General features: G+C 63.7%; 23 protein-coding genes. 15 read left to right on the forward strand and 8 right to left on the reverse strand.

Annotated elements, in window-relative coordinates; all coding sequences use genetic code 11:
- Nucleotides 1-32 precede the first annotated feature (32 nt).
- Nucleotides 33-1,040, reverse strand: coding sequence for a TerC family protein (locus FS320_RS05295; protein ID WP_152710011.1), 1,008 nt, complete (start codon nt 1,038-1,040; stop codon nt 33-35).
- A 301-nt stretch (nt 1,041-1,341) separates the two neighbouring features.
- Here FS320_RS05295 and FS320_RS05300 point away from each other — a divergent pair, with 301 nt between their 5' ends.
- Genes FS320_RS05300 through FS320_RS05310 form a run of 3 tightly spaced genes read left to right on the forward strand, consistent with a single transcriptional unit; the run spans nt 1,342 to nt 4,006 of the window.
- Nucleotides 1,342-2,379: an ABC transporter substrate-binding protein gene (locus FS320_RS05300; RefSeq protein WP_152710013.1), complete on the forward strand. Its 1,038-nt coding sequence runs from the start codon at nt 1,342-1,344 to the stop codon at nt 2,377-2,379.
- A 60-nt stretch (nt 2,380-2,439) separates the two neighbouring features.
- Nucleotides 2,440-3,231 (forward strand): ABC transporter ATP-binding protein, encoded by a 792-nt coding sequence (locus FS320_RS05305; RefSeq protein ID WP_162002839.1) that lies wholly within the window; start codon nt 2,440-2,442, stop codon nt 3,229-3,231.
- 7 nt (nt 3,232-3,238) lie between these two features.
- Nucleotides 3,239-4,006, forward strand: a complete 768-nt coding sequence (locus FS320_RS05310; protein WP_152710015.1) for an ABC transporter permease — start codon at nt 3,239-3,241, stop codon at nt 4,004-4,006.
- Between the two features lie 176 nt (nt 4,007-4,182).
- Here the strand turns inward: FS320_RS05310 and FS320_RS05315 are convergent, their stop codons facing one another.
- The 3 genes from FS320_RS05315 to FS320_RS05325 all read right to left on the reverse strand — a co-directional run bounded on the left by FS320_RS05315 (nt 4,183) and on the right by FS320_RS05325 (nt 7,780).
- Entirely contained in the window at nt 4,183-5,313 is a 1,131-nt protein-coding gene (locus FS320_RS05315) for a CobW family GTP-binding protein (RefSeq protein ID WP_244626981.1), read from the reverse strand.
- Nucleotides 5,314-5,326: 13 nt separating this feature from the next.
- Nucleotides 5,327-6,235, reverse strand: coding sequence for an EamA family transporter (locus FS320_RS05320; RefSeq protein WP_152710019.1), 909 nt, complete (start codon nt 6,233-6,235; stop codon nt 5,327-5,329).
- Between the two features lie 117 nt (nt 6,236-6,352).
- The gene (locus FS320_RS05325; protein ID WP_152710021.1) at nt 6,353-7,780 is read right to left on the reverse strand and encodes a D-alanyl-D-alanine carboxypeptidase family protein; all 1,428 of its coding nucleotides are present in this window, start codon (nt 7,778-7,780) and stop codon (nt 6,353-6,355) included.
- A 191-nt stretch (nt 7,781-7,971) separates the two neighbouring features.
- Here FS320_RS05325 and FS320_RS05330 point away from each other — a divergent pair, with 191 nt between their 5' ends.
- The gene (locus tag FS320_RS05330) at nt 7,972-8,874 is read left to right on the forward strand and encodes an EamA family transporter (protein WP_152710023.1); all 903 of its coding nucleotides are present in this window, start codon (nt 7,972-7,974) and stop codon (nt 8,872-8,874) included.
- A gap of 72 nt (nt 8,875-8,946) precedes the next feature.
- The gene (locus FS320_RS05335; protein WP_152710025.1) at nt 8,947-10,101 is read left to right on the forward strand and encodes a 2OG-Fe(II) oxygenase; all 1,155 of its coding nucleotides are present in this window, start codon (nt 8,947-8,949) and stop codon (nt 10,099-10,101) included.
- Between the two features lie 132 nt (nt 10,102-10,233).
- Here the strand turns inward: FS320_RS05335 and FS320_RS05345 are convergent, their stop codons facing one another.
- Nucleotides 10,234-10,812: an LOG family protein gene (locus tag FS320_RS05345; protein ID WP_152710029.1), complete on the reverse strand. Its 579-nt coding sequence runs from the start codon at nt 10,810-10,812 to the stop codon at nt 10,234-10,236.
- Nucleotides 10,813-10,976: 164 nt separating this feature from the next.
- Here FS320_RS05345 and FS320_RS05350 point away from each other — a divergent pair, with 164 nt between their 5' ends.
- On the forward strand, nt 10,977-12,143 hold the full coding sequence (locus FS320_RS05350; RefSeq protein WP_152710031.1) for an acetyl-CoA acetyltransferase: 1,167 nt from the start codon (nt 10,977-10,979) through the stop codon (nt 12,141-12,143).
- A gap of 49 nt (nt 12,144-12,192) precedes the next feature.
- Here FS320_RS05350 and FS320_RS05355 read toward each other — a convergent pair whose 3' ends face one another.
- Nucleotides 12,193-12,459, reverse strand: coding sequence for a BolA family protein (locus FS320_RS05355; RefSeq protein ID WP_152710081.1), 267 nt, complete (start codon nt 12,457-12,459; stop codon nt 12,193-12,195).
- 89 nt (nt 12,460-12,548) lie between these two features.
- On the opposite strand from FS320_RS05355, the gene FS320_RS05360 reads away from it, so the two are divergent.
- The 8 genes from FS320_RS05360 (at nt 12,549) to FS320_RS05395 (ending at nt 21,532) form a co-directional block, all read left to right on the forward strand.
- Entirely contained in the window at nt 12,549-13,178 is a 630-nt protein-coding gene (locus FS320_RS05360; protein ID WP_152710033.1) for a J domain-containing protein, read from the forward strand.
- Between the two features lie 116 nt (nt 13,179-13,294).
- On the forward strand, nt 13,295-14,284 hold the full coding sequence (cobS, locus tag FS320_RS05365; protein WP_152710035.1) for a cobaltochelatase subunit CobS: 990 nt from the start codon (nt 13,295-13,297) through the stop codon (nt 14,282-14,284).
- 160 nt (nt 14,285-14,444) lie between these two features.
- Nucleotides 14,445-16,343, forward strand: coding sequence for a cobaltochelatase subunit CobT (gene cobT / locus FS320_RS05370; RefSeq protein ID WP_152710037.1), 1,899 nt, complete (start codon nt 14,445-14,447; stop codon nt 16,341-16,343).
- On the forward strand, nt 16,340-17,344 hold the full coding sequence (locus FS320_RS05375) for an esterase-like activity of phytase family protein (protein ID WP_152710039.1): 1,005 nt from the start codon (nt 16,340-16,342) through the stop codon (nt 17,342-17,344). The genes cobT and FS320_RS05375 overlap by 4 nt, the downstream gene beginning before the upstream one ends.
- 205 nt (nt 17,345-17,549) lie before the next feature.
- Nucleotides 17,550-18,947, forward strand: coding sequence for a circularly permuted type 2 ATP-grasp protein (locus FS320_RS05380; protein WP_152710083.1), 1,398 nt, complete (start codon nt 17,550-17,552; stop codon nt 18,945-18,947).
- 15 nt (nt 18,948-18,962) lie between these two features.
- A complete protein-coding gene (locus FS320_RS05385) occupies nt 18,963-19,907 on the forward strand; it encodes an alpha-E domain-containing protein (RefSeq protein WP_162002840.1) in 945 nt (314 codons plus the stop codon).
- A gap of 3 nt (nt 19,908-19,910) precedes the next feature.
- On the forward strand, nt 19,911-20,729 hold the full coding sequence (locus tag FS320_RS05390; protein WP_152710041.1) for a transglutaminase family protein: 819 nt from the start codon (nt 19,911-19,913) through the stop codon (nt 20,727-20,729).
- 53 nt (nt 20,730-20,782) lie between these two features.
- Nucleotides 20,783-21,532, forward strand: a complete 750-nt coding sequence (locus FS320_RS05395; RefSeq protein WP_152710043.1) for a proteasome-type protease — start codon at nt 20,783-20,785, stop codon at nt 21,530-21,532.
- Nucleotides 21,533-21,555: 23 nt separating this feature from the next.
- Here the strand turns inward: FS320_RS05395 and FS320_RS05400 are convergent, their stop codons facing one another.
- Both FS320_RS05400 and rpmB read right to left on the reverse strand, forming a co-directional pair.
- Nucleotides 21,556-22,179 (reverse strand): queuosine precursor transporter, encoded by a 624-nt coding sequence (locus FS320_RS05400; protein ID WP_152710046.1) that lies wholly within the window; start codon nt 22,177-22,179, stop codon nt 21,556-21,558.
- Between the two features lie 96 nt (nt 22,180-22,275).
- A complete protein-coding gene (gene rpmB / locus FS320_RS05405) occupies nt 22,276-22,566 on the reverse strand; it encodes a 50S ribosomal protein L28 (protein ID WP_152710048.1) in 291 nt (96 codons plus the stop codon).
- A gap of 236 nt (nt 22,567-22,802) precedes the next feature.
- On the opposite strand from rpmB, the gene FS320_RS05410 reads away from it, so the two are divergent.
- Nucleotides 22,803-23,681, forward strand: a complete 879-nt coding sequence (locus FS320_RS05410) for a DUF3108 domain-containing protein (protein ID WP_152710050.1) — start codon at nt 22,803-22,805, stop codon at nt 23,679-23,681.
- Nucleotides 23,682-23,695: the final 14 nt, after the last annotated feature.

Below are 23,695 nucleotides of genomic sequence, written 5' to 3' on the forward strand. Positions count from 1 at the left end.
AAGGCCGGTGATGACGATCAAAAAGGGCGCATTTAGCCGGTAGCGGTCTTTTCCTCGTCCTTCGTCTTCCAGAGGGAGAAGACGACGCCGCCGGCGATCAGGGCGAGAGTCACGCCGAGCGAGATGGTGGGATCGAGTTTGCCCACGATCTGGTTCCAGAAGATCTTGCCACCGATGAAGATGAGCACCAGTGCCAAAGCGTATTTCAGGTAGTGGAACCGGTGCACCATGGCGGCCAAGGCGAAATAGAGCGCCCGCAGGCCGAGGATCGCCATGATGTTGGCCGTATAGACCACGAAGGTGTCCGTGGTGATGGCGAAGATCGCCGGCACCGAGTCCACCGCGAAGATCAGGTCGGCGACGTTGATCACAACCAGGGCCAGGAAGAGCGGTGTTGCCCAGGTGACGATCCTGCCCGTTTTCGGATCGGGCTCGCGCACGAAGAAGTGCTGACCGTGAAGGCAGTTCGTCACCCGCATGTGCTTGCGCAGGGAACGGACGAGCGGGTTCTTCTCGATGTCGGGATCGCTTTCGGGAACGACCAGCATCTTGATGCCGGTCGCGATCAGGAAGGCGCCGAAGACGTAGAGAATCCAGGCATATTCCTGCACCAAGGCGGCGCCCAACGCGATCATGATGCCGCGCAGAACGATGACGCCGATGATGCCCCACACAAGGGCGCGGTACTGGTATTTCTGAGGGATCGCGAAGTAGCTGAAGATCAGCGAGATCACGAAGACGTTGTCGATGGACAGGGACTTCTCGATGAAGAACCCCGTGAAGTAGGCGATGCCCGCATGGCTGCCGTCCTGGGTCACCAGGAGGCCGGTCTCGAACGACCACCAGATATAGGCGCCGAAAAGCGCCGAGATGCCGATATAGAAGGCGGACAGCAGGAGGCTCTCCTTCACGCCGAGCTCCTTGTCCTTTCTGTTCAGGACACCGAGATCGAAAGCGAGGAGAAAAACGACAAGGCTCAGGAAAGCCGTCCACATCCAGACGGGCTTTCCCAGCCATTCCACGAGTAGGAATTCTGGCATAACCGGACCTTTGATTGCTTCTGTTCAAGCATCGGCTCCGACATCACAGTCGCATGCTTACGTCCTGCCAGAGGGGCCCGGGCGCCGATGGGTCCAACGTGGGAAGCGTTCTCGCAGCCTTCAAGGGTCTCGAACCTGAGAACTTCTGCTCAATTTTGCGTCAAGTGCCCGCCCCGAGGGCAGGGATGCCCGGGCAAGAGACTTGACCCGGAGAGCCGATCTGATTGCATGGTTAAGAACCGGGCAGGCGGCCAAAAAGAGTGCCACGAGGCTCCAAACCATAAAGACAGAGGTGACGGTGATGTTTGCGGATCGTTCGACGAAGGCGACGTGGATCAGGGGGATGCTGGCAGGTGCGGCAGCGCTTCTCGGGTCCGCTGCCGCCCAGGCTCAGACGCCGGTGCGGTTCTCCCTGGACTGGCGCTGGGAGGGGCCGGCGGCCCCCTTCGCCGTTGCGATCGACAAGGGCTACTTCAAGGCTGAGGGGCTCGATGTGACGATCGATCCGGCGGCGGGCTCCCGCGAGCCGATCTCCCGCGTGGCTTCCGGCACCTACGATGTGGGCTTCGGCGACGTGAACTCCCTCGTGCGCTTCCGCGACGAGAACCCGGGCACCGACATCAAGGCCGTGATGGTGATCTACGATCGTCCGCCCTTTGCCATCATCGGGCGCAAGAGCCGCGGCATCACCAAGGAGGTATCGAGCCTTCAGGCCAAGAAGCTCGGCGCTCCCGCGGCCGACGGCGCCTATGCGCAATGGCCGATCTTCAAGACGGTCAACAAGATCGACGATTCCACCATGAAGTTCGAGAACGTGGGCTTCCCGGTCCGCGAGCCTATGCTGGCGCAGGGCGAAGTCGATGGGGTGTTCGGCTTCTCCATGTCCTCCTACATCAACCTGAAATCCCGTGGCGTGCCGGGGGAAGATATCGTCGTGATGCTCATGAGCGATTATGGTGTCGATCTCTACGGCAATACGATCATCGTCTCGCAGAAATTCGCCCAGGAGAAGCCGGAGGCCGTGAAGGGCCTGCTGCGCGCGATCATGAAGGGTGTGCAGGACACGGTGAAGGACCCGTCGAGTGCGGTCGATTCGGTGATCAAGCGCAACGACGTGGCCAAGAAGGACGTGGAACTCGAGCGCCTCAAGATGGTGCTGGAGCAGAACATGATCACTCCTTGGGTGAAGGAGAATGGCTTCGGCGGCATCGACAAGGACCGCTTCGCCAAGGCCCTCGACCAGATCGGCCTGACCTTCGCCTACAAGGCCAAGCCTGAGGTCGGCGCCGTGTTTACGGAGGAGTTCCTCCCGGCTGCCGACCAGCGCAAAATAGACTGATATCGCGAGCCCGGCTGTCACGGCAGCCGGGCTCTTCTTTTGGCTCACCGGCTTTATTTCATGAAACCCTTTGTCGACATTCACGACGTCACCCACGTCTATGCGCGGGCGGAAGACGGCCTGCCCGCTGTCAGAGACCTGAACCTCAAGGTGAACGAGGGCGAGTTCGCCGCCATCGTCGGCCCCTCAGGCTGCGGCAAGTCCACGCTCATGAAGCTCGCCACCGGATTGCAGTTTCCCCGCGAAGGCACTGTGATCGTGGATGGCAGGGAAGTGGGAGCTCCTGTCAAACTCGCCGGGATGGCCTTCCAGAATCCCACCATGCTGCCCTGGCGCACGACTCTCGACAACATTCTCCTACCGCTGGAGATCGTGGAGCCGCACCGCTCACGGCTGCGCCGTCACAAGGCGGAATATGTCGCCAAGGCCGAGAGCCTTCTTGCCCAGGTAGGCCTGAAAGGGCAGGGGCATAGGTTTCCTTGGCAGCTCTCCGGCGGCATGCAGCAGCGTGCCTCCCTCTGCCGCGCGCTGATCCATGAGCCGAAGCTCCTGATGCTCGACGAGCCCTTCGGTGCGCTCGACAGCTTCACCCGCGAGGAATTGTGGTGCGTGATGCGCGATCTCCACGCGGCGCAGAATGTCACGATCATCCTCGTCACCCACGATCTGCGCGAGGCCGCCTTCCTGTCGGACCGGATCTTCTGCATGAGCGCGCGGCCGGGCCGGATCGTTGCCGAGCGGGAGGTGGAGTTCCCGCGGCCGCGCGATCTCGAAATCACCTACACGCCGCAATTCTCCGCTCTCGTCCATGAATTGCGCGGCCACATCGCGCAGGCGCGCAAGGCGGCCTGAGAGACCCATGAAAACCAAGAATCAGCTCGCCCTTGCACCCTGGGTCTTCACCATCGGGTTCTTCGTGCTCTGGGAGATCGTCTGCCGCGGGCTCAAAGTGTCGAGCTTCATCCTGCCGGCGCCCTCTACGATCCTTCTCGCCGTGTGGGAGTACCGGAGCCAGCTCGCCTACCATGCCATGCACACCCTCTGGATGACGCTGGCAGGCTTCGGCCTTGCGGTCGGATTTGGCCTGCTGCTCGGCATGGTGCTTGGTTCCTCGCGCCTCATCAATGCCGGCTCCTACCCGTTGCTCGTGGGCTTCAACTCGATCCCGAAGGTGGCCGTGGTGCCGATCCTCGTGTTCTGGTTCGGCGTCGGCTGGGTGCCGCCGGTCATGACGGCCTTCCTGATCTCGTTCTTTCCCATCGTGGTGAACGTCGCCACGGGCATTTCCACGGTGGAGCCGGAAATGGAGGACGTGCTGCGAGCGCTCGGCGCTTCGAAGCGCGACATCGTGTTCAAGGTCGGCTTGCCCCGTGCCATGCCGTATTTCTTCGGCTCGATGAAGGTCGCGATCACGCTCGCCTATGTGGGCTCTGTCATCGGCGAGCAGAACGCCTCGAATGTCGGCATCGGCAACCTGCTCACCCGCGCGTCCGCGGCCTTCGAGGTGCCCCTCGTCTGGGCAGCCCTCCTGGTGCTCGCGGTGCTCGGCGTCGTCATGTACGCGATCACGGCCTATGCGGAGCGCTCCATGACCGGCTGGGCGCAGCGCTCGCAGATGGCGGCGTGAAATACGCTCTCGCCTTTTAAAGAGCTATCGAGCGGCTTAGGCTGTCACGTCATGGCCGGGCTCGTCCCGCCCGTCCCGATCGGAAGAGCCCTGGGCTTTTCGCAATCGGGATCACCGGCACAAGGCCGATGATGACGTGCGGAGGGTCTGCCTTCTGCGAAGACGCGATCCAAGTCTTACCTCCTCAACGACAGCGGATTGTCCGACAATGCCGCCGCATCGGGCTGATCGACGGCGGGGCGCCCGAGAAAGGCGTTCCAGAGCTTTTCCACCGTCTCGCGCTCCAGATCGTCGACGATGAAGACGATGCGGCTGCGCCGGTCCTCGCTCGGCCAGGACGGTAGTACGGCGGGAACGTGGACGACATGCTGGACGCCGTGAATGACGACCGGATGTTCGGGATCCTCTGCCAAGGCCACGAGGCCCTTCACACGCAGCAGCTTCGATCCTTGAGACGAGCGCAGGAGATCCAGGAACATGTCGAGCGTGCCCTGGCGGATCGGTTGGTCGCTGGTGAGGCAGAAGGCGCGGATTCTCTCGTCGTGCCGGTTCACGTCGTGATGATGATGGTGGTGATCGTGGTCGTGATGGGGGTGATGTCCGTGCTGGTGCGCATGGCTCTCGCGTTCCGCCGCCTCCACGGCCTCCGTCTTCAGCCATTCGGCCACGTCGGCGATCTTGCCGTCGAGGCCGAAGAGGCCGCCCGCAATCACCGCCTCGGCCGGGGCACTCGCTTCCAGAAGTGCAGCGCCTGGATTGAGCTGGTGCAATCTCTCACGCAGCCGCGTGAGGCTCTCCTGGTCCTGAACGAGATCGGCCTTGGTGATAACGATCCGCTCGGCAACGGCGGCCTGCTTCACGGCTTCACGATGGGCATTCAGGGTGGCGGAGCCGTTGACCGCATCGACCGCCGTCACCACGCCTTCGACCGCGTAACGCATCGAAAGATAGGGGTGGTAAAGCACGGCGTGGAGGATCGGTGCCGGATCGGCGAGGCCCGTGGTCTCGATGATCACGCGCTTGAACGGCAGGATGCGGTCGTTGTCGCGCTTGCGCAGCAGGTCCTCGAGCGTCGCGATGAGGTCGCCGCGCACGGTGCAGCAGAGACAGCCGGCGGAGAGCAGCACCATGCCCTCGTCGATGGTTTCCACCAGCAGGTGATCGAGGCCGATCTCGCCGAACTCGTTCATGATGACCACCGTGTCCTGCAGCGCCGGATCCTTCAGGAGCCGATTGAGCAGCGTCGTTTTCCCGGAGCCCAGGAAGCCGGTGAGGATGGTGAGCGGAATCGGCGCGGGAGGGGTCATGGTCGTCGTCATATCAATCCGCAATCGGCACCAGAGGTGCGTCCTTCAGGTGTCGCTGGTCCAACAATACCTTGGCAATGATGGCTGCCAGCACAAGAGCCCCGCCCGCAACCTGCAGAGGAGCCAGGGTCTCGTTCAGGATGAGGGCCGAGGACAGAGCCGCCACCACGGGCTCGGCGCAGTAGATGATCCCGGCCGCCACCGCCGTGATGCGCCCGAGCGCCACAAACTGCAGCACGAAGCCAATAATATAGCCCCCGATGGTCATGGCGACCGCGAAGGGAGCGAGAGCCAGTGCGGAAGGTGGCGCGAGCTGCCCCGCCGCCAGGCTGATGAGGGCTGCGGTCGGGAAAACGAGCAGATGAATCCAGAAGGTCTTGGCGATGATGCCGGTCCTGCAGCAGCGCGCAGCGGCGAAGAACTGGATCGCCGTGGCGATGCTTGCCGCGAAGGCCAGCGCCAGACCGTGCCAGTCGAGAACTCCAAAGGCGGGTCCGACGACGAGGGCGACGCCGAGGGTGGCCAGCGCCACCACGCCAAGCAGGGCGGGCGTGAGCCTGGTTCCCTCCACGAAGGGGCTCGCGAGCACGATCAGGATCGGAAAGGTATAGAACACCACCGCTGCCACGGTGACCGGGATGAAGGCCACCGACGAGAGATAGCAGAGGCCCACGAAGGCGGTGGAAACCCCGAGCAGAAGGAGTGTGCCACGCTCCTCCCGCGCCGCCTTCAGGGAGCTTCTCGTGACAGCGGCGACGATGCCGACCAGCACAAGCATCAGGAAGACCCGGTAGACCACGATGGCCGAGCCGCTGGCGCCCGCGAAGGAAGCGATGCGCGCATAGACGATGTTGAAGCCGTAGAGGCTGGCCGAGGCAAGGGCGAAGAGGAGGCCGTTGGCGGGAGAGGAGGAGCGAGTCATCACGACATTTTGGATTGGGACGCTGCACCGTTCGCGCGGATCGCCTGCGAAAGCAAGGGAGCAAGCAAAACGCCCGGTCGACGACCGGGCGTTGCGGAAGATCTTTTGTCTCGCCGATCAGTTCGCGACGGATTTGGGCTTCGCGGCGGCATCGGCCTTTTGAGGAGCCTTTGCCTTCGTGTCGGCGGGGGCCTTGGCAGCAGGCTTGGAGGCGGGTTTGGCGCTGCCGGTCACCGGCTTGACGGCGACGCTGGCGCGCGGCTGCTCCTTGCCCTTCGCCGTGGCCTTCACGGGCTCCTTGTCGGCCGCCTTCTTATCGTCCGACGTCTTGGAATCGGCGTCCTTGGAATCAGCGTCCTTGGCATTGGCATCCTTGGCCGGCGTCTTCTTGGAAGCAGTGGCCTTCTTGGTCTTCGCCTTGCGGGCCTGCTCGGCAGCCTCTTCCGCTGCGGCTTGAGCGGCAAGCTCGGCCTCGGAGGGGGGATTAAGCCCGATCCAGACGCGTTCCGGCTGGACAGTGGTGCGGGGGCCGAGCACGGTGCGCACCGGTTTCTCGGCCGAGCTCCCGGCAAAGGCCATGACCTCGGAGGAAAACAGGTTCGGGATGTTGCTGTCGGTCTCGGCGACAGCCGGAGCGTCCTCTTCCTGCGGCATCGGTCCGCGTCGGTCGCAGATGACGGGGCGCATGTCGGGCGGCGTGGTATTGGCCGAGGCGGGCAGGGCCGTGAGTTCCGGATTGGTGAAGTTCACCTTGCTGTTGAAGCCGCGGTCGAACAGCTCGGCGGCCTTGATCGTGCGCTCGTTGGCGGATTGGGCGCCGAGCACGACCGTGATCAGATGGCGTCCGTTGCGTGTGGCGCTCGCCACCACGTTGAAGCCGGCCGAGCAGATGAAGCCGGTCTTCATGCCGTCGGCGCCGGGATAGCGGCCGATGAGCCCGTTGGTGTTGCGCATGATGCGCCGGCCGAACTGGACCGCCCCGATGTCGAACAGATCTTTATGCTCGGGAAATTCCAGCAGCAGCGCGCGGGCCAGAATCGCCATGTCGCGGGCCGAGGTCTGATTGCGCTCGTCGGGAAGGCCATGGGGGTTGGCGAAGTGGCTGCTGACCATGCCGAGGCGCTGGGCCTGGGCGTTCATCAATTCCGCAAAGCCGTCGATCGAGCCGCCGATGTTCTCGGCGATGGTCGCGGCAATATCGTTCGCCGACTTGACCATCAAGATCTTGAGGGCGTTGTCGAGACGAATCTCCGTGCCGGGCTTGAAGCCCATCTTGGACGGGGGCAGGGCCGCCGCGCCGTCGGTCACGGTGAGCAGCGTCTCCATGCTCATCTGGCCGGAGCGGACCTTGTCGAGGGCCACATAGACCGTCATCAGCTTGGTGATCGAGGCCGGAAACCAGGGGTCGGTCGCCCGCTCCACGTGCAGCACGCGGCCGGATTCGAGTTCAACGACAAGAGCAGGGCCGCCGGCGGCCAGAGCCGAACCGCTCATCAGAGCGGCAAAGGCAAAGGCTGTCACGCGGAGGGCTCGGCTAACGTTCATGCGGAACGACTCCTTGGCTTCGTCCAACGATAGGAGAGGATCTCGATCAAGCCCCGCCTGTCAGCTGGGCTACTTTTAGTCCCAAACCTTGACCTTGGCTAGGCTGGGGGGCTTTTTGCTTGTTTGTACCGCCCTTCTTAACGAAATCCGTGGCAAGAGAGTGGCAAGAGCGGTGCGGTTTGAAAATCGATATGACAACATCCCTTCTCTGGATTCCGGTAACACTGGCCGCCGCGGCCGCGCAGACCGGCCGCAACGCGACGCAGCGGCGTCTGACCGAGACCATCGGGACCGTCGGGGCGACCCAGGTCCGGTTCCTCTACGGATTTCCCTTCGCGCTTCTCGCCCTGGCTGTGATGAACCTTGTGACCGGTGAGGTTGTTCCCGGGCCCAACGCAACCTTCCTGACTTATGCCCTCACCGGTGCCGTCACCCAGATCCTTGCCACGGCCCTCATGCTTGCGGCCATGCGCGAGCGTGCCTTCTCGGTGGTCACGGCCTATACCAAGACCGAGCCGGTCCAGGTGGCCCTGTTCGGTCTGGTGCTGCTCGGGGATCATCTGACGCCGGCCATGGGACTGGCCATTGCCGTTGCGACGTCAGGAGTCCTGCTCATGTCCGTGAAGCCGGGCACGAGCCTCACGTCATCGGGCGTGAAGCCGATTTTCTTCGGCCTCGCGTCGGGAGCCTTCTTCGCTCTGGCGGCGATCGGCTTTCGCGGCGCCATCCTGTCGCTCGATGAGGGCTCCCCCCTGATCCGGGCTTCCACGACCCTGGTCTGGGGCTTGGGCCTGCAGACGACCATTCTCCTGATCTGGCTCGGACTGTTCGACCGCAAGGCGCTGATGGCGAGCTTCAAAGCTTGGCGTCCGTCGCTGGGAGCGGGCTTTCTCGGCGCGCTCGCCTCCCAGTTCTGGTTCATTGGCTTCGCGCTCACGACGGCCGCAAATGTGCGCACGCTTGCTCTCGTGGAGGTGCTGATGGCGCAGGCCGTGTCTCACCGATTCCTGGCGCAGGCGACGACCCGACGGGAATTGGCCGGCATGCTGCTGATCCTTGCCGGCGTCGGCCTGCTGCTGCTGGCGCAGCGGTAGCTTGTCGGTGCGGCAGTCGCATGATAACGAACAAAGTTACAGTTTATCTGAACGTGTTCGGGTCCACCTTTCATGACCGATGCCGCTGCCCCTGAGACTGCTCAACCCGCCTATCGCGTCCTCCAGGTCGGCGATCCGGTTCCGTGGTTCAAGCAGAACTCGACCAGCAATCCGCAATACAGCTTCGACACCGCGGCCGGCCGCTACGTGGTCCTGTGCTTCTACGGAACGGGCTCCGACGAGATCGGGCGCGCGACCCTGGCCTCATTCCAGGAGGAGCATCGCGACCTGTTCGACGACGACAGGATCGCCCTGTTCGGCGTAAGCGTCGATCCGGCGGACGAGTCGGACATGCGGGCGAAGCAGATCATCCCCGGCATCCGCCATTTCTGGGATTTCGACGGCGCGGTCGGACGCCTCTACGGAGCTCTTCCGCGCAATGCATTGCCGGCCCAGTCGCAGATCCCGATCCGCCGCTTCTGGATGGTGCTCAACCCCACCTTGCGCGTGCGCGCCATCTTCCCGTTCGAACAGGATGGCAGCGATCGTGGGAAGGTGATCGCTTACCTGCGCGCCCTGCCACCGGTGAGCCAGTTCGCCGGTTTCGAGATACCCGCCCCCGTGCTGGTCATCCCGGACGTGTTCGAGCCTGAATTCTGCCGCCATCTGATCGGCCTCTATGAACAGCATGGCGGCGAGGAATCGGGCTTCATGCGCGAGATCGACGGCAAGACCGTCGCCACCCACGATCCGAACCACAAGCGGCGCAAGGATTACACGATCACGGATCCGAACCTGGTCCGGCAGGTGCAGCACCGCATCGTCCGCCGCATCAATCCGGAGATCGAGCGTGTGCATTTCTTCAAGCCCTCGCGCATGGAGCGCTACATCGTCTCCTGCTACGCGGCCGAAGACGGTGGGCATTTCCGTGCGCACCGGGACAACACGACGAGCGGCACGGCTCATCGCCGCTTTGCGGTCTCGATCAACCTCAACGGCGATTTCGAGGGCGGCGAGGTCAGCTTCCCGGAATACGGACCGCGCAGCTACAAGGCTCCCGCTGGCGGCGCCGTGGTGTTCTCATGCCCGCTTCTTCATGCGGTGTCCCGCGTCACGCAAGGGCGCCGTTTCGCCTTCCTGCCTTTCCTCTATGACGAGGAGGCCGCCAGGATCCGCGAGGCGAACAATGCCCATCTCGGCGAGGGCGTGGGCGCCTACAAGGCATGAACGCGAGCGAATTCGGGTCGCTCTCGCCCGGTTCGCGCTTGCCGCCGGGCTGCATGAAGCTTTCCATGCCGCGCTTGCGCACGAGCAGAACATGGCCACGCTCGTTGCGGACGAGGGCCGTGACGATCTCGATCACCGCTCGCCGGCCTTGATCCATTTGTCGACCTTCGGCGGCTCATAGGCACGAACAGCCTCGATCAGGCCGGCAGGCTCGTTCTCGACGATCAGCATCGCCCGATGAATCGGCTTCACGAAACCGCGCGCGACCACGTCGTCCAGGAAATCCGTCAGCTTGTCGTAGAAGCCGCCGGCGTTCAGGAGCGCGCAGGGCTTGCGATGGTAGCCGAGCTGCGCCCAGGTCCAGACCTCGAACAATTCCTCGAAGGTGCCGAGGCCGCCGGGCAGGGCGATGAAGCCGTCCGCGAGTTCCGCCATCAGCGCCTTGCGCTCGTGCATGGAGCCCACCACCCGCAGGTCGCTCAATCCGCCATGGGCGATCTCCTTGTCGACCAGCGCCTGCGGCATCACGCCGATCACATGGCCGCCCTTGGCGAGAGCCGCATCGGCGACCGCTCCCATCAGGCCAACGGAGGCGCCGCCATAGACCAGCTCGATCCCCTGGGCCGCCATGGTCTCGCCGAGCGCCCGCGCCGTCTCGAGATAAATCGGATCCTGGCCGCTGCTGGAACCGCAGAAGACACACAGGCGCATGGGATTTTCCTTCGTGATTCGCGTCATGTATCGATGAACGACAGGACGAGGCCAAGCTCAAGACCATGTTCAAGGGCGTGTCTGACATGCGCTCATGTGGCTTGCTGAATGCCCCAAAGAGGGCCACTTTGTCTTCCAACAACACAATCCTCGAGGAGACATCCATGACTGCCTGCATCGTCGGCTGGGCGCACACCCCCTTCGGCAAGCTCGATACCGAGACCGTCGAGAGCCTGATCGTCCGCGTCGCCAACGAGGCGCTGGAGCATGCGGGCTTGGCCGTCGAGGATGTGGACGAGGTGGTGCTCGGCCACTTCAACGGCGGTTTCTCGGCTCAGGATTTCACCGCCTCCCTCGTCTTCCAGGCCAATGACAAGTTCCGGTTCAAGCCGGCGACCCGGGTCGAGAATGCCTGTGCGACGGGCTCGGCCGCCGTGCATCAGGCGATCAAGACTATCGAGGCCAGGCGCGCCAAGACCGTGCTGGTGGTCGGCGTGGAGCAGATGACGAAGACGCCGGGTCCCGAGATCGGCAACATTCTCCTCAAGGCCTCCTACCTGCCCGAGGACGGCGATACGCCGGGCGGCTTTGCCGGCGTGTTCGGCAAGATCGCAGGGACTTACTTCCAGCGTCACGGCGACCAGTCCGATGCGCTGGCGATGATTGCCGCCAAGAACCACAAGAACGGCGTCGACAATCCTTACGCTCAGATGCGCAAGGACTTAGGATTTGATTTCTGCCGCGCCGAGAGCGAGAAGAATCCTTTCGTCGCAGGCCCCTTGAAGCGCACCGACTGCTCGCTCGTGTCGGACGGTGCCGCAGCACTGGTCCTGGCCGATACCGAAACGGCGCTTGGGATGAAGCGCGCGGTCGCCTTCCGGGCCACAGCCCATGCGCAGGATTTCCTGCCCATGTCGAAGCGTGACATCATCCAGTTCGAGGGCTGCGCCGAGGCCTGGCGGCGGGCCCTGTCCCAGGCCTGCATTCAGCTGACGGATCTGTCCTTCGTCGAGACTCACGACTGCTTCACCGTCGCGGAACTCATCGAATACGAGGCGATGGGCCTGACCCCCCGGGGCCAGGGCGCCACCGCGATCAAGGAAGGCTGGACGAATCGCGACGGCAAGCTGCCGGTGAATCCCTCCGGCGGCCTCAAGTCCAAGGGTCACCCCATCGGGGCGACCGGCGTCTCCATGCATGCCCTGTCCGCCATGCAGCTCTGCGAGGAGGCCGGCGGCATCCAGGTGAGGAACCCGGTGCTGGGCGGCATCTTCAACATGGGCGGCGCCGCGGTGGCGAACTACGTGAGCGTGCTCGAGCGGATCAAATAGGCGCCGCATTTCTTCCCTCCCCGGCGGGGAGGCGCGCCCGGCGCTATCCCTATTCCCCCGGCGCCTTGGCCTGAATGGCCAGGGCGTGGAGACCCCTGTCGAAGGCACCCTTCAGGGTGTCGTTGACGAGGCGGTGGCGCTCGACCCGGCTCTTGCCGGAAAAGGCTTCCGATACGATATAAACCTGGAAATGAGTTTCTCCGCCCTCCCGCCATCCGGTATGGCCGTGATGCTTTTCTGATTCGTCGGTGACGGTCAGTTCGGTCGGCTGCAGGCTCTCCTGCAAATTTTGTGTGATCCAGTGCTGAAGGGTCATGCTGTTTTGTAAACCTTTTTGAACAGGTCTGCGGCGAAAAGCGTTCAGGCCTTGGCTCAAGGCCCCAAGCCACTCATAATCGCTGAATCATGGATCTCAACTCGCCACTTTTCGACAGCATCCGCATCAAGCCTTCCTCCGACGAACCGCAGGAGGCCAAGGGACCCGTCTGCGAGCACCCCTCCTGCAAGGCCGCGGGCGAATACCGCGCGCCCAAGGGGCGGGACCGGGAAGGCCAGTACTGGCGCTTCTGCCTGCAGCACGTGCGCGAGTACAATGCCTCCTACAACTATTTCACCGGCATGTCCGACAGTGCCGTCGCGGCCTTCCAGAAGGATGCCATCATCGGCCATCGCCCGACCTGGGCCATGGGCGTGAACGCCGCCGGGAGCGGCGAGGGGCAGAGCGCTCAACAGGAGACGCGGGACTGGGCCTATGTCGATCCTCTGGGAATCCTCAGGGGCGAGGATTTCACCCAGGCGCGGACCAGCCGGGCCCGGCCCGAGCCGAAGCGCCCGCGCTATACGGGGGCCGTGCGCCGGGCCCTGGACATCCTCGGCCTCGACGAGACCGCCGACGGACCCGCCATCAAGGCCCAGTACAAGGCCCTGGTGAAGCGATTCCATCCGGACGCCAATGGCGGCGACCGGTCCTTCGAGGAGCGCCTGCGCGACATCATCAAGGCGCACGATGCCCTCAAAAGCGCCGGCCTGTGCTGAAACGATATGCTTTTAGGCAAGGCAGCTAGGCGGATTAGGAAATTGCACCATTCCGTCGTGGGGGTTAAGAAGCCCATGACATTTTCGAGACACACTCCAAAGACCAAGAGGCCCCTATGACGGCACATACCGAGACAGCGACCCTTACGCCGGACATGAAGGTGTCCGTGCGACAGGTCTTCGGCATCGACTCGGATCTTGAGGTCCCGGCCTTTTCGCAAGCCGAGCAGCATGTGCCCGATTTTGATCCCGACTATCTCTTCGACCGCGATACGACCCTTGCGATCCTTGCGGGCTTCGCGCGCAACCGCCGCGTCATGATCACCGGCTATCACGGCACCGGCAAGTCGACCCATATCGAGCAGGTCGCCGCTCGCCTCAACTGGCCCTGCGTGCGCGTGAACCTGGACAGCCACGTCTCCCGGATCGATCTCGTCGGCAAGGACGCCATTGTGCTGCAGGAGGGCAAGCAGGTCACCGCCTTCCAGGACGGCATCCTGCCCTGGGCCCTGCAGAACAATGTGGCTCTCGTGTTCGACGAATACGATGCCGGCCGCCCGGACGTGATGTTCGTGATCCAGCGCGTGCTGGAGCAGTCGGGCAAGCTCACCCTGCTCGACCAGAAGCGCGTGATCCGGCCTCACCCGGCCTTCCGCCTCTTCGCCACCGCCAATACGGTGGGCCTGGGCGATACCTCGGGCCTGTATCACGGCACGCAGCAGATCAATCAGGGCCAGATGGACCGCTGGTCCATCGTCACGACGCTCAACTACCTCCCGCACGACAAGGAAGTGGACATCGTCCTGTCCAAGGCGAAGCACTACCAGGAGGATGCGTCAGGTCGGGACATCGTCAACAAGATGGTGCGCGTGGCCGATCTCACCCGCTCGGCCTTCATGAACGGCGATCTCTCGACCGTCATGAGCCCGCGCACGGTGATCACCTGGGCCGAGAACGCCGAGATCTTCGGCGACACGGGCTTCGCCTTCCGCGTCACCTTCCTGAACAAGTGCGACGAGCTCGAGCGCTCTCTCGTGGCAGAGTTCTACCAGCGCTCCTTCGGCAAGGAACTGCCGGAGAGCGCCGTGAACATGGTGCTGTCGTAAAGCTAATCCTGTCATTCCGGGTCGGCACAGCCGAGCCCGGAATCCATAACCGCTAACGTTTCGGGATCAGGTGCAAACGCAGCAACCATCCTCATTCTGTCGTGGTTATGGATCCCCGCCTTCGCGGGGATGACACGAAACGGGTGTCAGGAGAGGTGAGATGTCCATCTCGAACCGCAAGCCGGGTGAGAAGAAGGAAGCGCCGGCGGAGCCGCTGAAGCGCTCCATCGCCGGCACCATGAAGGCGATTGCCCGCAAGCCCGATCTCGAGGTCGCCTTCGCGTCCGACCGTCCGGTGCTCATGGGGCAGGACAAGGCGCGCCTGCCGGAGCCGCCCCGGCGGCTGACCGCGCAGGACGTGGCGATCCTGCGTGGCAATGCCGATGCCATGGCCCTGCGCCTCGCCTGCCACGACACGAATCTTCACCGCAAGCTCGCCCCCGACGGCCAAGCCGCCCGTGCCGTGTTCGATGCGGTCGAGCAGGCGCGCGTGGAATCCATCGGCTCGCGGCGCATGGCCGGCATCTCCTCCAACATTTCGGCCATGCTGGAGGATCGCTACCATCGAGGCGGCAAATACGAAGAAATCACGGACCGCGCCGATGCTCCCTTGGAGGATGCGGTTGCCCTCATGGTGCGCGAGCGCCTGACCGGCGCGAAGCCGCCCGCATCGGCTGCCAAGATCGTCGATCTCTGGCGCGATTTCATCGAGGACCGCGCCGGGCGCGACCTCGATGGCCTGCTCAAGAACATCGAGAACCAGCGCAGCTTCGCCCGCAATATCCGCGACCTGCTCTCCTCCCTCGATATGGCCGACGAGGCGGCTCTCGATTCCGAGGACGAGGAGAACGAGGACGACAACGAATCCGACGAGCAGGAGCAGCAGGGCGAGGGCGAATCCGAGCAGGAGAGCCAAGGCGACCGGGCCGATGTGGAAATCAGCGAGGATTCGAGCGACGAGATGGAGGATGGCGCTTCGGAAGAAGCCGATGGGCCTTCCGGCGAGCTGCCCGAGGAATCCGAGGAAGCGGATTCGGAGGATGCTGGCGAATCATGGCGTCCGCCCTCGCGCTCCAACGAGGCGCGCGGACCCGACTACAAGGCCTATACCAACAGGTTCGACGAGATCACCCATGCGGAAGACCTCTGCGATGCCGACGAGCTGACGCGCCTTCGCGCCTATCTCGACAAGCAGCTCGCCCATCTTCAGGGCGTGGTCGGGCGTCTGGCGAACCGCCTGCAGCGCCGACTGATGGCGCAGCAGAACCGGTCCTGGGAGTTCGACCTCGAAGAGGGCACGCTCGATCCCGTGCGCCTGCCGCGCATCATCATGGACCCGTTCCAGCCTCTCAGCTTCAAGCAGGAGCAGGACACGAACTTCCGCGACACGGTGGTGACGCTGCTTCTCGACAATTCCGGTTCCATGCGCGGGCGCCCGATCACGGTCGCCGCCACCTGCGCGGACATTCTCGCCCGCACGCTGGAGCGCTGCGGCGTGAAGGTCGAGATCCTCGGCTTCACCACTCGCGCCTGGAAGGGCGGGCAGGCCCGCGAGACATGGCTGCAGAACGGCAAGCCCGCCAATCCCGGCCGCCTGAACGATCTTCGCCACATCATCTACAAGTCGGCGGACGCGCCCTGGCGGCGCGCGCGCAAGAACCTCGGCCTGATGATGCGCGAGGGCCTGCTGAAGGAAAACATCGACGGCGAGGCTCTCGACTGGGCCCACAAGCGCCTGCTCGGGCGGCCCGAGCAGCGGCGCATCCTGATGGTGATCTCGGACGGCGCGCCGGTGGACGACTCGACGCTCTCGGTCAATCCCGGCAACTATCTCGAGCGGCATCTGCGCTTCATCATCGAGGAGATCGAAACCCGTTCCCCGGTGGAGCTTATCGCCATCGGCATCGGCCACGACGTGACGCGCTATTACCGCCGCGCAGTGACGATCGTCGACGCGGAGGAGCTCGGCGGCGTCATGACCGAGAAGCTCGCGGAGCTGTTCGAGGAGAATGCCGGGCCGCCGGCCCGTGGCGCTCCCCGGCGCAGGGCCGTCGCTTGAGGCTCACCCGGCGCAACTTCCTGATCGGCGGCGGTGCCGCGGCCGCGACGATAGCCTGCACAGGCGTTGCTTTGGCACAGCGCCCGCAGGCTTTCAGGGGTGCGACCTCCATCGACGTGGAGGCGCAGCCGATCAGCCATCTCTCCACCACCGATCCCGACCGCTCCCGGTTCGGCGCTCTGATATTCCGCTCCGGCGTCGATCTGCGCTCGCAGGTCTCGGCCTTCGGCGGCTTTTCCGGTCTCTGGCGCTCAGCCAATGGCCAGGACATCATTGCGCTCGCCGACAATGCACAATTGCTGAAAGCCCGGGTCGAGACATCGGACGGCCGGCTCTCGGGCCTGTCCAGTCCGGTTTTGTCTCCTCTGATCCTGAGCAACGGCGTCCCATTGAGGCGATCGCGCTATTACGACACGGAGAGCTTTGCGCTTGCAGGCAATGCCGCTTTCGTCGGCGTCGAGCGCAACCACGCCGTGATCCGCTTCGAGCGCACCGGTGCAGGGACCATCATCCGCGGCGTTCCCATTCCTGTGCCGAAGGAGCTGAAAGACCTGCCCAGCAACGGCGGCCTGGAGGCGCTCGGCGTCGCGCCCCAGCGCTCGCCCCTGAATGGGGCGCTCGTCGGGCTCGCGGAAGGCGGCAGCGGCTTCATCCTGACGGGCCCGCGGCAGGGCGCCTTCCAGATGGTTCTCTCCGGGGGCTACGACGTCACCGACCTCGCTTTCCTGCCCGATGGCGATGCCGTGATCCTGGAGCGCCGCTTCTCGCTCTTCGGGGGCTTCGGCTGCCGGCTTCGCCGCATCGACGCGAGTGCGCTCAAGTTCGGCGCCCGCGTCGATGGCGAGACCCTCTACGAGAGCGAAGCCTCGCATCAGGTCGACAACATGGAGGGACTCGCCATCCATCGGGAAGGCGGCGATGTCGTTCTTTCCCTGATCTCCGACGACAATTTCAGCTCTCTGCAGAAAACCTTGCTGCTCGAGTTCTCGCTGTCTGGCTGAGCCGCCAGCGAGCGTTGCCTTCCGGATAGGCATCTGCCGTTTTTCTCATCATCCTTTGCCTGCCCCTATCCCTTCGTCTCGCTTGAAGCCCTAGGTTTTAGGCAACTAAGCTTCTTTCATGCGGGCCCGATGCCAATCTTTGCGCCGGGTGTCCGCCTCGAGAGGCTGAGGAGACCCGGTGGCGGCGCAGGCGATCTTCGATGAAATGAGCGGCCATGACGGCGAAAGCAGGGATGCCTACCGCATCCTCCAGGACTGGCTGAAATCGGCCCCGCCGCAACTGCTGGAACATCGCCGCGAGGAGGCAGAGCTCTTCTTCCGCCGGGTCGGCATCACCTTCGCGGTTTACGGCAATACGGAAGCCGAGGAGCGGCTGATCCCGTTCGACATCATTCCGCGCATTCTGTCCGGCAAGGAATGGGCCCGGCTCTCGCGCGGACTCGAACCGCGGGTCAAGGCGCTCAACATGTTCCTCAAGGACATCTATGGCGCGCGTGAGATCCTGCGCGCCGGGATCATCCCGCCGGAGCTCGTCTATCTCAATCCCTATTACCGCCCGCAGATGCATGGACTGTCCTTGAACAGCGACATCTACGTGCAGGTGGCGGGGATCGACATCGTCCGGGTCGACGACCAGGATTTCTACGTGCTCGAGGACAACCTGCGCACGCCCTCCGGCGTCTCCTACATGCTGGAGAACCGGGACGTGATGATGCGCCTCTTCCCAGAACTCGTGGGAATGCAGCGCATCCGTCCCATCGAGAACTACGTCGACGAGCTTCTGGGCACCCTCAAATCCGTCGCCCCGGCGAGCAGCCCCTGGGATCCGACCGTCGTTCTCCTCACACCCGGCTCTCTCAACTCCGCCTATTACGAGCACAGCTTCCTCGCCGACCGTATGGGCGTGGAACTGGTCGAAGGACGCGATCTCTTCGTGCGCGACGACATGGTCTACATGCGCACCACCGAGGGGCCGAAGCGCGTCGACGTGATCTACAGCCGCATCGACGACGATTTCCTCGACCCGTTGGTCTTCCGGCCCGATTCCGCTCTCGGCGTGCCGGGCCTGATCGCCGCCTATCGCGCCGGCAATGTCGCCATCGCCAACGCGCCCGGGACGGGAATTGCCGACGACAAGGCCATGTACAGCTACGTGCCCGACATCGTGCGCTTCTACATGGGCGAGGAGCCGATCCTGAAGAACGTGCCGACCTGGCGCTGCCGCGAGCGGGAATCTCTCTCCTATGTCGTCGACAATCTGCACGAACTCGTCGTGAAGGAGGTCAACGGCTCGGGCGGCTACGGCATGCTCGTAGGGCCCCATGCGACGGCGGATGCCTGCGAGCATTTCAAGGCGCGGATCCTCGCGGCGCCCGACAATTACATCGCCCAGCCGACGCTGGCCCTGTCGACGAGCCCGATCTTCACGGAGAAGGGTCTTGCCCCTCGCCATGTGGATCTGCGCCCCTTCGTCCTGACCGGACGCGATGGCGTCAGGCTCGTGCCGGGCGGCCTCACCCGCGTGGCGCTGACGGAGGGGTCGCTCGTGGTCAATTCGAGCCAGGGCGGCGGGACCAAGGATACTTGGGTGCTGAGTGAATGAGCGGGAGCGTTTCGCGTGCTGAGTCGTGATGCCGACAGCCTCTACTGGCTCTCCCGCTATGTGGAGCGGGCCGAGAACACCGCCCGCGTCCTCGATGTCGCCTACCGCATGGCGTCGATGCCGATTTCCTACAACGGCGTCGAGACCAATGAATGGGAATCCGCCCTCATCACCGCCGGCGGCGTCGATCAGTTCCGCGCCATCTATGGGGATGCCACCCCTGAGAACGTGATCGAGTACCTGGCCTTTTCCGAGGAGAATCCCTCGAGCATCCAGAACTGCTTCGACACGGCCCGGCAGAATGCGCGCTCGGTGCGTTCTGCGCTCACCTCCGAGATGTGGGAGGCGATCAACTCCGCCTGGCTCGATCTGCGTCGCTACAAGGCCAGGAAGATCAAGGTGGAGGACCTTCCCCGCTTCCTGAACCTCGTGAAGGAAGCCTCGCTCCGCTATGACGGCTCCGCCATGCGCACCATGCTGCGCAACGATGCCTATTGGTTCTCACGTCTCGGCCTCTATCTCGAGCGCGCCGACAACACCGCCAGGGTGCTGGACGTGAAATACCATGTGCTCCTGCCGCAGGACGCGGCGGTCGGGGGCGGCATCGATTATTACCAATGGGCTGCCATCCTGCGCTCGGTCTCCGCGCTCGTGAGCTATCAATGGGTCTATCACCAGAACCTGAGGCCCTGGCTCGTGGCGGATCTCCTGATCCTGCGCGAGGAGATGCCGCGCTCGCTGTCAGCCTGCTACGCGGCCCTCTCGCGCCATCTCGACGACATCTCGCACCGCTATGGCACATCGGGCGTCGCGCAGCGTCAGGCGCGGGCGACCCATGCCCGCCTGACAAACCGGAACATCGAGGATATCTTCCAGCACGGGCTGCATGAATTCCTGCAGGACTTCCTGGCCGAGAACAACCGGCTCGGTCACGCCATCACGAACCAGTATCTGTGCTGACCCATGCGCATCCGCATCACCCACGAGACGGTCTATCACTACAGCGAGCCCGCCAAGTCCGCGGTCCAGCTCCTGCGGCTCACACCGCGCGGTCATGACGGTCAAACGGTCCTCTCCTGGAACATCGATCTGGACGGTGACGCCCGACTGATGCGCCGGGAGGACTGGTACGGCAACATTGTCCACAGCCTGTCGGTCTCGGGTCCCGTGAGCCAGATCAGCCTGCATGTGGCCGGCGAGATCGAGACGACGGATACGGCAGGCCTCATTCGGGGAGGGGTCGAGCGCTTCCCGGAGATCTTCTATTTGCGGGAAACGCCCCTGACCAGGCCCGATGCCGCCATCCGCGAATTCGCCGAGACGACCGCCGGGCGCTTTACGGGTCCGCTGGATCAGACTCATGCGCTTTTGAACGCGATTCCGGAGCGCCTGCGCTTCGACACAGGGGCCACGAGCGCCACGACCGCAGGAGCCGACGCCTTCGCGGCGGGACATGGGGTCTGCCAGGATTTCACCCATGTTTTCCTAGGCGCGGCGCGGTCGCTGGGAATCCCCGCACGCTATGTGTCCGGCTATCTCCACAAGCCCGGCGAGACCGAACAGGAGGCGGGCCACGCCTGGGCCGAGGCCTATCTACCAGATCTCGGCTGGGTGAGTTTCGACCCCGCCAACGCCATTTCCGCAACGGAACACTACGTCAGATTGGCCGTCGGGCTCGATTATCTTGATGCGGCCCCGGTTCGAGGAAGCTATTACGGAATCACCCGTGAAGCGCTCGACGTTCGTTTGAGGATCGAAAGCGCCCGTCAAGCACAGGCGTGAGAATGGCCTCGACAACGCAGCAACTCGACCAGAAGGCCCCTGGAGGAACCCCCATGACGTATTGTGTCGGCATCCTCGTGCGGGATGGTCTCGTCATGATCGCCGACACGCGCACCAATGCCGGCGTCGACAACATCGCAATCTTCCGCAAGCTGCATCTGTTCGAGAAGCCCGGCGAGCGCATTGTCACGCTTGCGACCGCCGGCAATCTCTCGGCGAGCCAATCCGTCCTGTCCCTGCTGACCGAGGGGCTGGAAAATCCTGAAACCGGTATGGTCGAGACGCTTCTGACGGTGCCCAGCCTGTTCAAGGCGGCCCAGCTCGTCGGCCGCGCCATCCGCCAGGTCTACGAAATGGACGGGGTCGAGATCGAAAAACGCCAGATGACCTTCGACGTCACCATGCTGCTCGGCGGGCAGATCGGGTCGACCCCGATGCGGCTCTATCAGGTCTATTCGGCCGGCAACGCCATCGAGGCCACCATCGATACGCCCTTCCTGCAGATCGGCGAGCCGAAATACGGCAAGCCGATCCTCGACCGGGCGATTTCCCACGGCACCAGCCTCGTGGAGGCCTTGAAGCTGGGCCTCATCTCCATGGATTCGACGCTGAAATCCAATCTGGGCGTCGGCCTGCCGATCGATATCGTCGTGGCCAAGCACAATGCCCTGAAGGCCGGGATCACCTACCGGATCCAGGAGGACGAGCCCTATTTCCGCGACCTGCGCGAACGCTGGTCCGCGGCCTTACGCGCGGCGCACCAAGCCATTCCGCATCCTCCCTATGCAGAGGATGCGCTTTGAGGAGAAATGCTGGAGCGGCCTGATCAGGCCGCCCGCTGGAGCCTCGGGCGCATCAGGGCAAGGACCGCGCCGTAAGGGGCAATCGCGATCGCCGCGAGGGCGAGCTTCACCAGGTAATCGGCCAGGGCGAGGTTGGTCCACGGCAGCGCGATGCACTGGTCCGCGATGCCGACCTGTCCCAGCATGTAGCTGATCGTCAGCCCAAAGCCCGGCACGACGCCGCAATAGAAGGCAAACGAGAAGAAGATCGCCGTATCGAGGCCCGACGAGATCACCGACGAGATGAAGGGCGGCATCCACCAGGCCCGGTCGCGCAGGCGGGCGAAGATGCTGATGTCGAGGAGCTGGGCCACGAGGAAGGCCGCGCCCGACGCGATGGCGATTCGCGGCGTGGCCAGGATGATCGAGAGGATGACGGCCAGGACGAAGCCGGCATAGACCACCCGGCGTGCCCCTTGCGTGCCGAAGCGCCGGTTCGACAGGTCGGTGACAAGGAACGAGAACGGATAGCTAAAGGCGCCCCAGGTGAGGTAGTCGCCCAGACCCAGATGCTGGAAGGGATATTGGACCAGGATATTCGACGAGAGGACGACCAGGGTCATGGCCGTCAGGGAAATGACAAAGTCGCGGCGGTCGATTTGGGTCATGAGCGGCCTCGTCCAGGCAAATGCTTAAGCCTTACACCAATGCAAAACGGGCGGCATCGAGCCGCCCGCAAAGCAGATTTTTTCAGCGATTCGAGATCAGCTCGCAGCGGCGAGCTTCTTCTCGATCTCGCGCTTCACCCCCAGGGCGGTGGTGGAGAGCTCGTCAGCCTTGGCCTTGGCCAGGAAGGCGTCGAGGCCGCCGCGATGCTCGACCGAGCGGAGTGCATTGGCGGAGACGCGCAGGCGCACGGAGCGCTGCAGGGTATCAGACTGGAGCGTGACATTGCAGAGGTTCGGCAGGAACTTCCGCTTCGTCTTGCGGTTAGAGTGGCTCACCAAGTGGCCACTCAGCACGGCCTTGCCGGTCAGTTCGCAACGGCGCGACATGGGTTCAATCCTATTCGTCTATTAAAGGGTCGCGACCTCGAATTCGCGGGTTTGCCTTATCGCAGATCCCGTGCGGCCGGACACCAGAAGTCCTTGGAAGGTGCGAGCCTATAGGCCAAAAAAGGGGAGGACGTCAAGAATAGTGCGACGTCGCACCTCGTTTTTTTGAAGCACCATGGTCATGTTTTATTCTGAATCTCGTGCGATGCAACAGAATAGACTAACGGAAAAGCCTTATGCGCCTCATCGCCTCAGCTCTCGTGACCTTGGCCTTTGCCGGATCGGGCTCTATCGCGCAAGCCCAGCCCCTCAAGACTCGAACCTTGAAGGTGAGCTATGACATCACGCTTGCCGGCCTGCCCTTGGGCAAGGCGGACCTGTCGTCCTCCTTCGCGGGATCGAAATACGAGATGGAAGGAAGGGCGAAGCTGACCGGGCTCGCCATGATCCTGACCGGCGGCAAGGGCGAGGCCAGTGCGTCCGGCACTCTTGCCGACGACGCGCCGCCCCGCTCAAGCAGCTTCGCCGTGGTTTCGAAGACCTCCGACAATCAGCGCAGCGTCCGCATGGGATTGAAGAGCGGCCGGGTGGCCAAGGTCGAGATCGATCCGCCCCTGGAGCCCAGGCCCGACCGGGTCCCGGTCAAGGCGGCCGACAAGCGGGGCGTGGTCGATCCCATGAGCGCGCTGCTCATGTCGGCCGTGGCGTCGAAGAATCTGACGGATCCGGCCAATTGCGACCGGACCATCCCGGTCTTCGACGGGGCCTCCCGGATGAACGTGGTCCTCTCCTATGGGGAGACGAAGAATGTCGAGGTGCCCGGCTATTCCGGGCCCGTTCTCGTCTGCAATGCCCGCTATGTGCCGATTTCCGGCCATCGGAGCGAGCGTCCGGCTACCAAGTTCATGCAGGAGAACAAGGACATTTCCGTATGGCTGGCACCCGTCGAGGGGCCGCGCCTGCTCTTTCCGCTCAAGGTCTCCGTGCGCACCATGATCGGCATGGGCGAGATGCAGGCCTCCCTCTGGTCGCTCGAGGAGGATGGCAAGGCGTCGCCGCCGATCCGCAAGGCTGTCAGGGCCGACGAAGCCATCGAGGCCGGAGCCGTTCAGTAAGTCATGAAAATCCT

The sequence above is a fragment of the Microvirga tunisiensis genome (assembly GCF_009296175.1).
Classification (GTDB): domain Bacteria; phylum Pseudomonadota; class Alphaproteobacteria; order Rhizobiales; family Beijerinckiaceae; genus Microvirga; species Microvirga tunisiensis.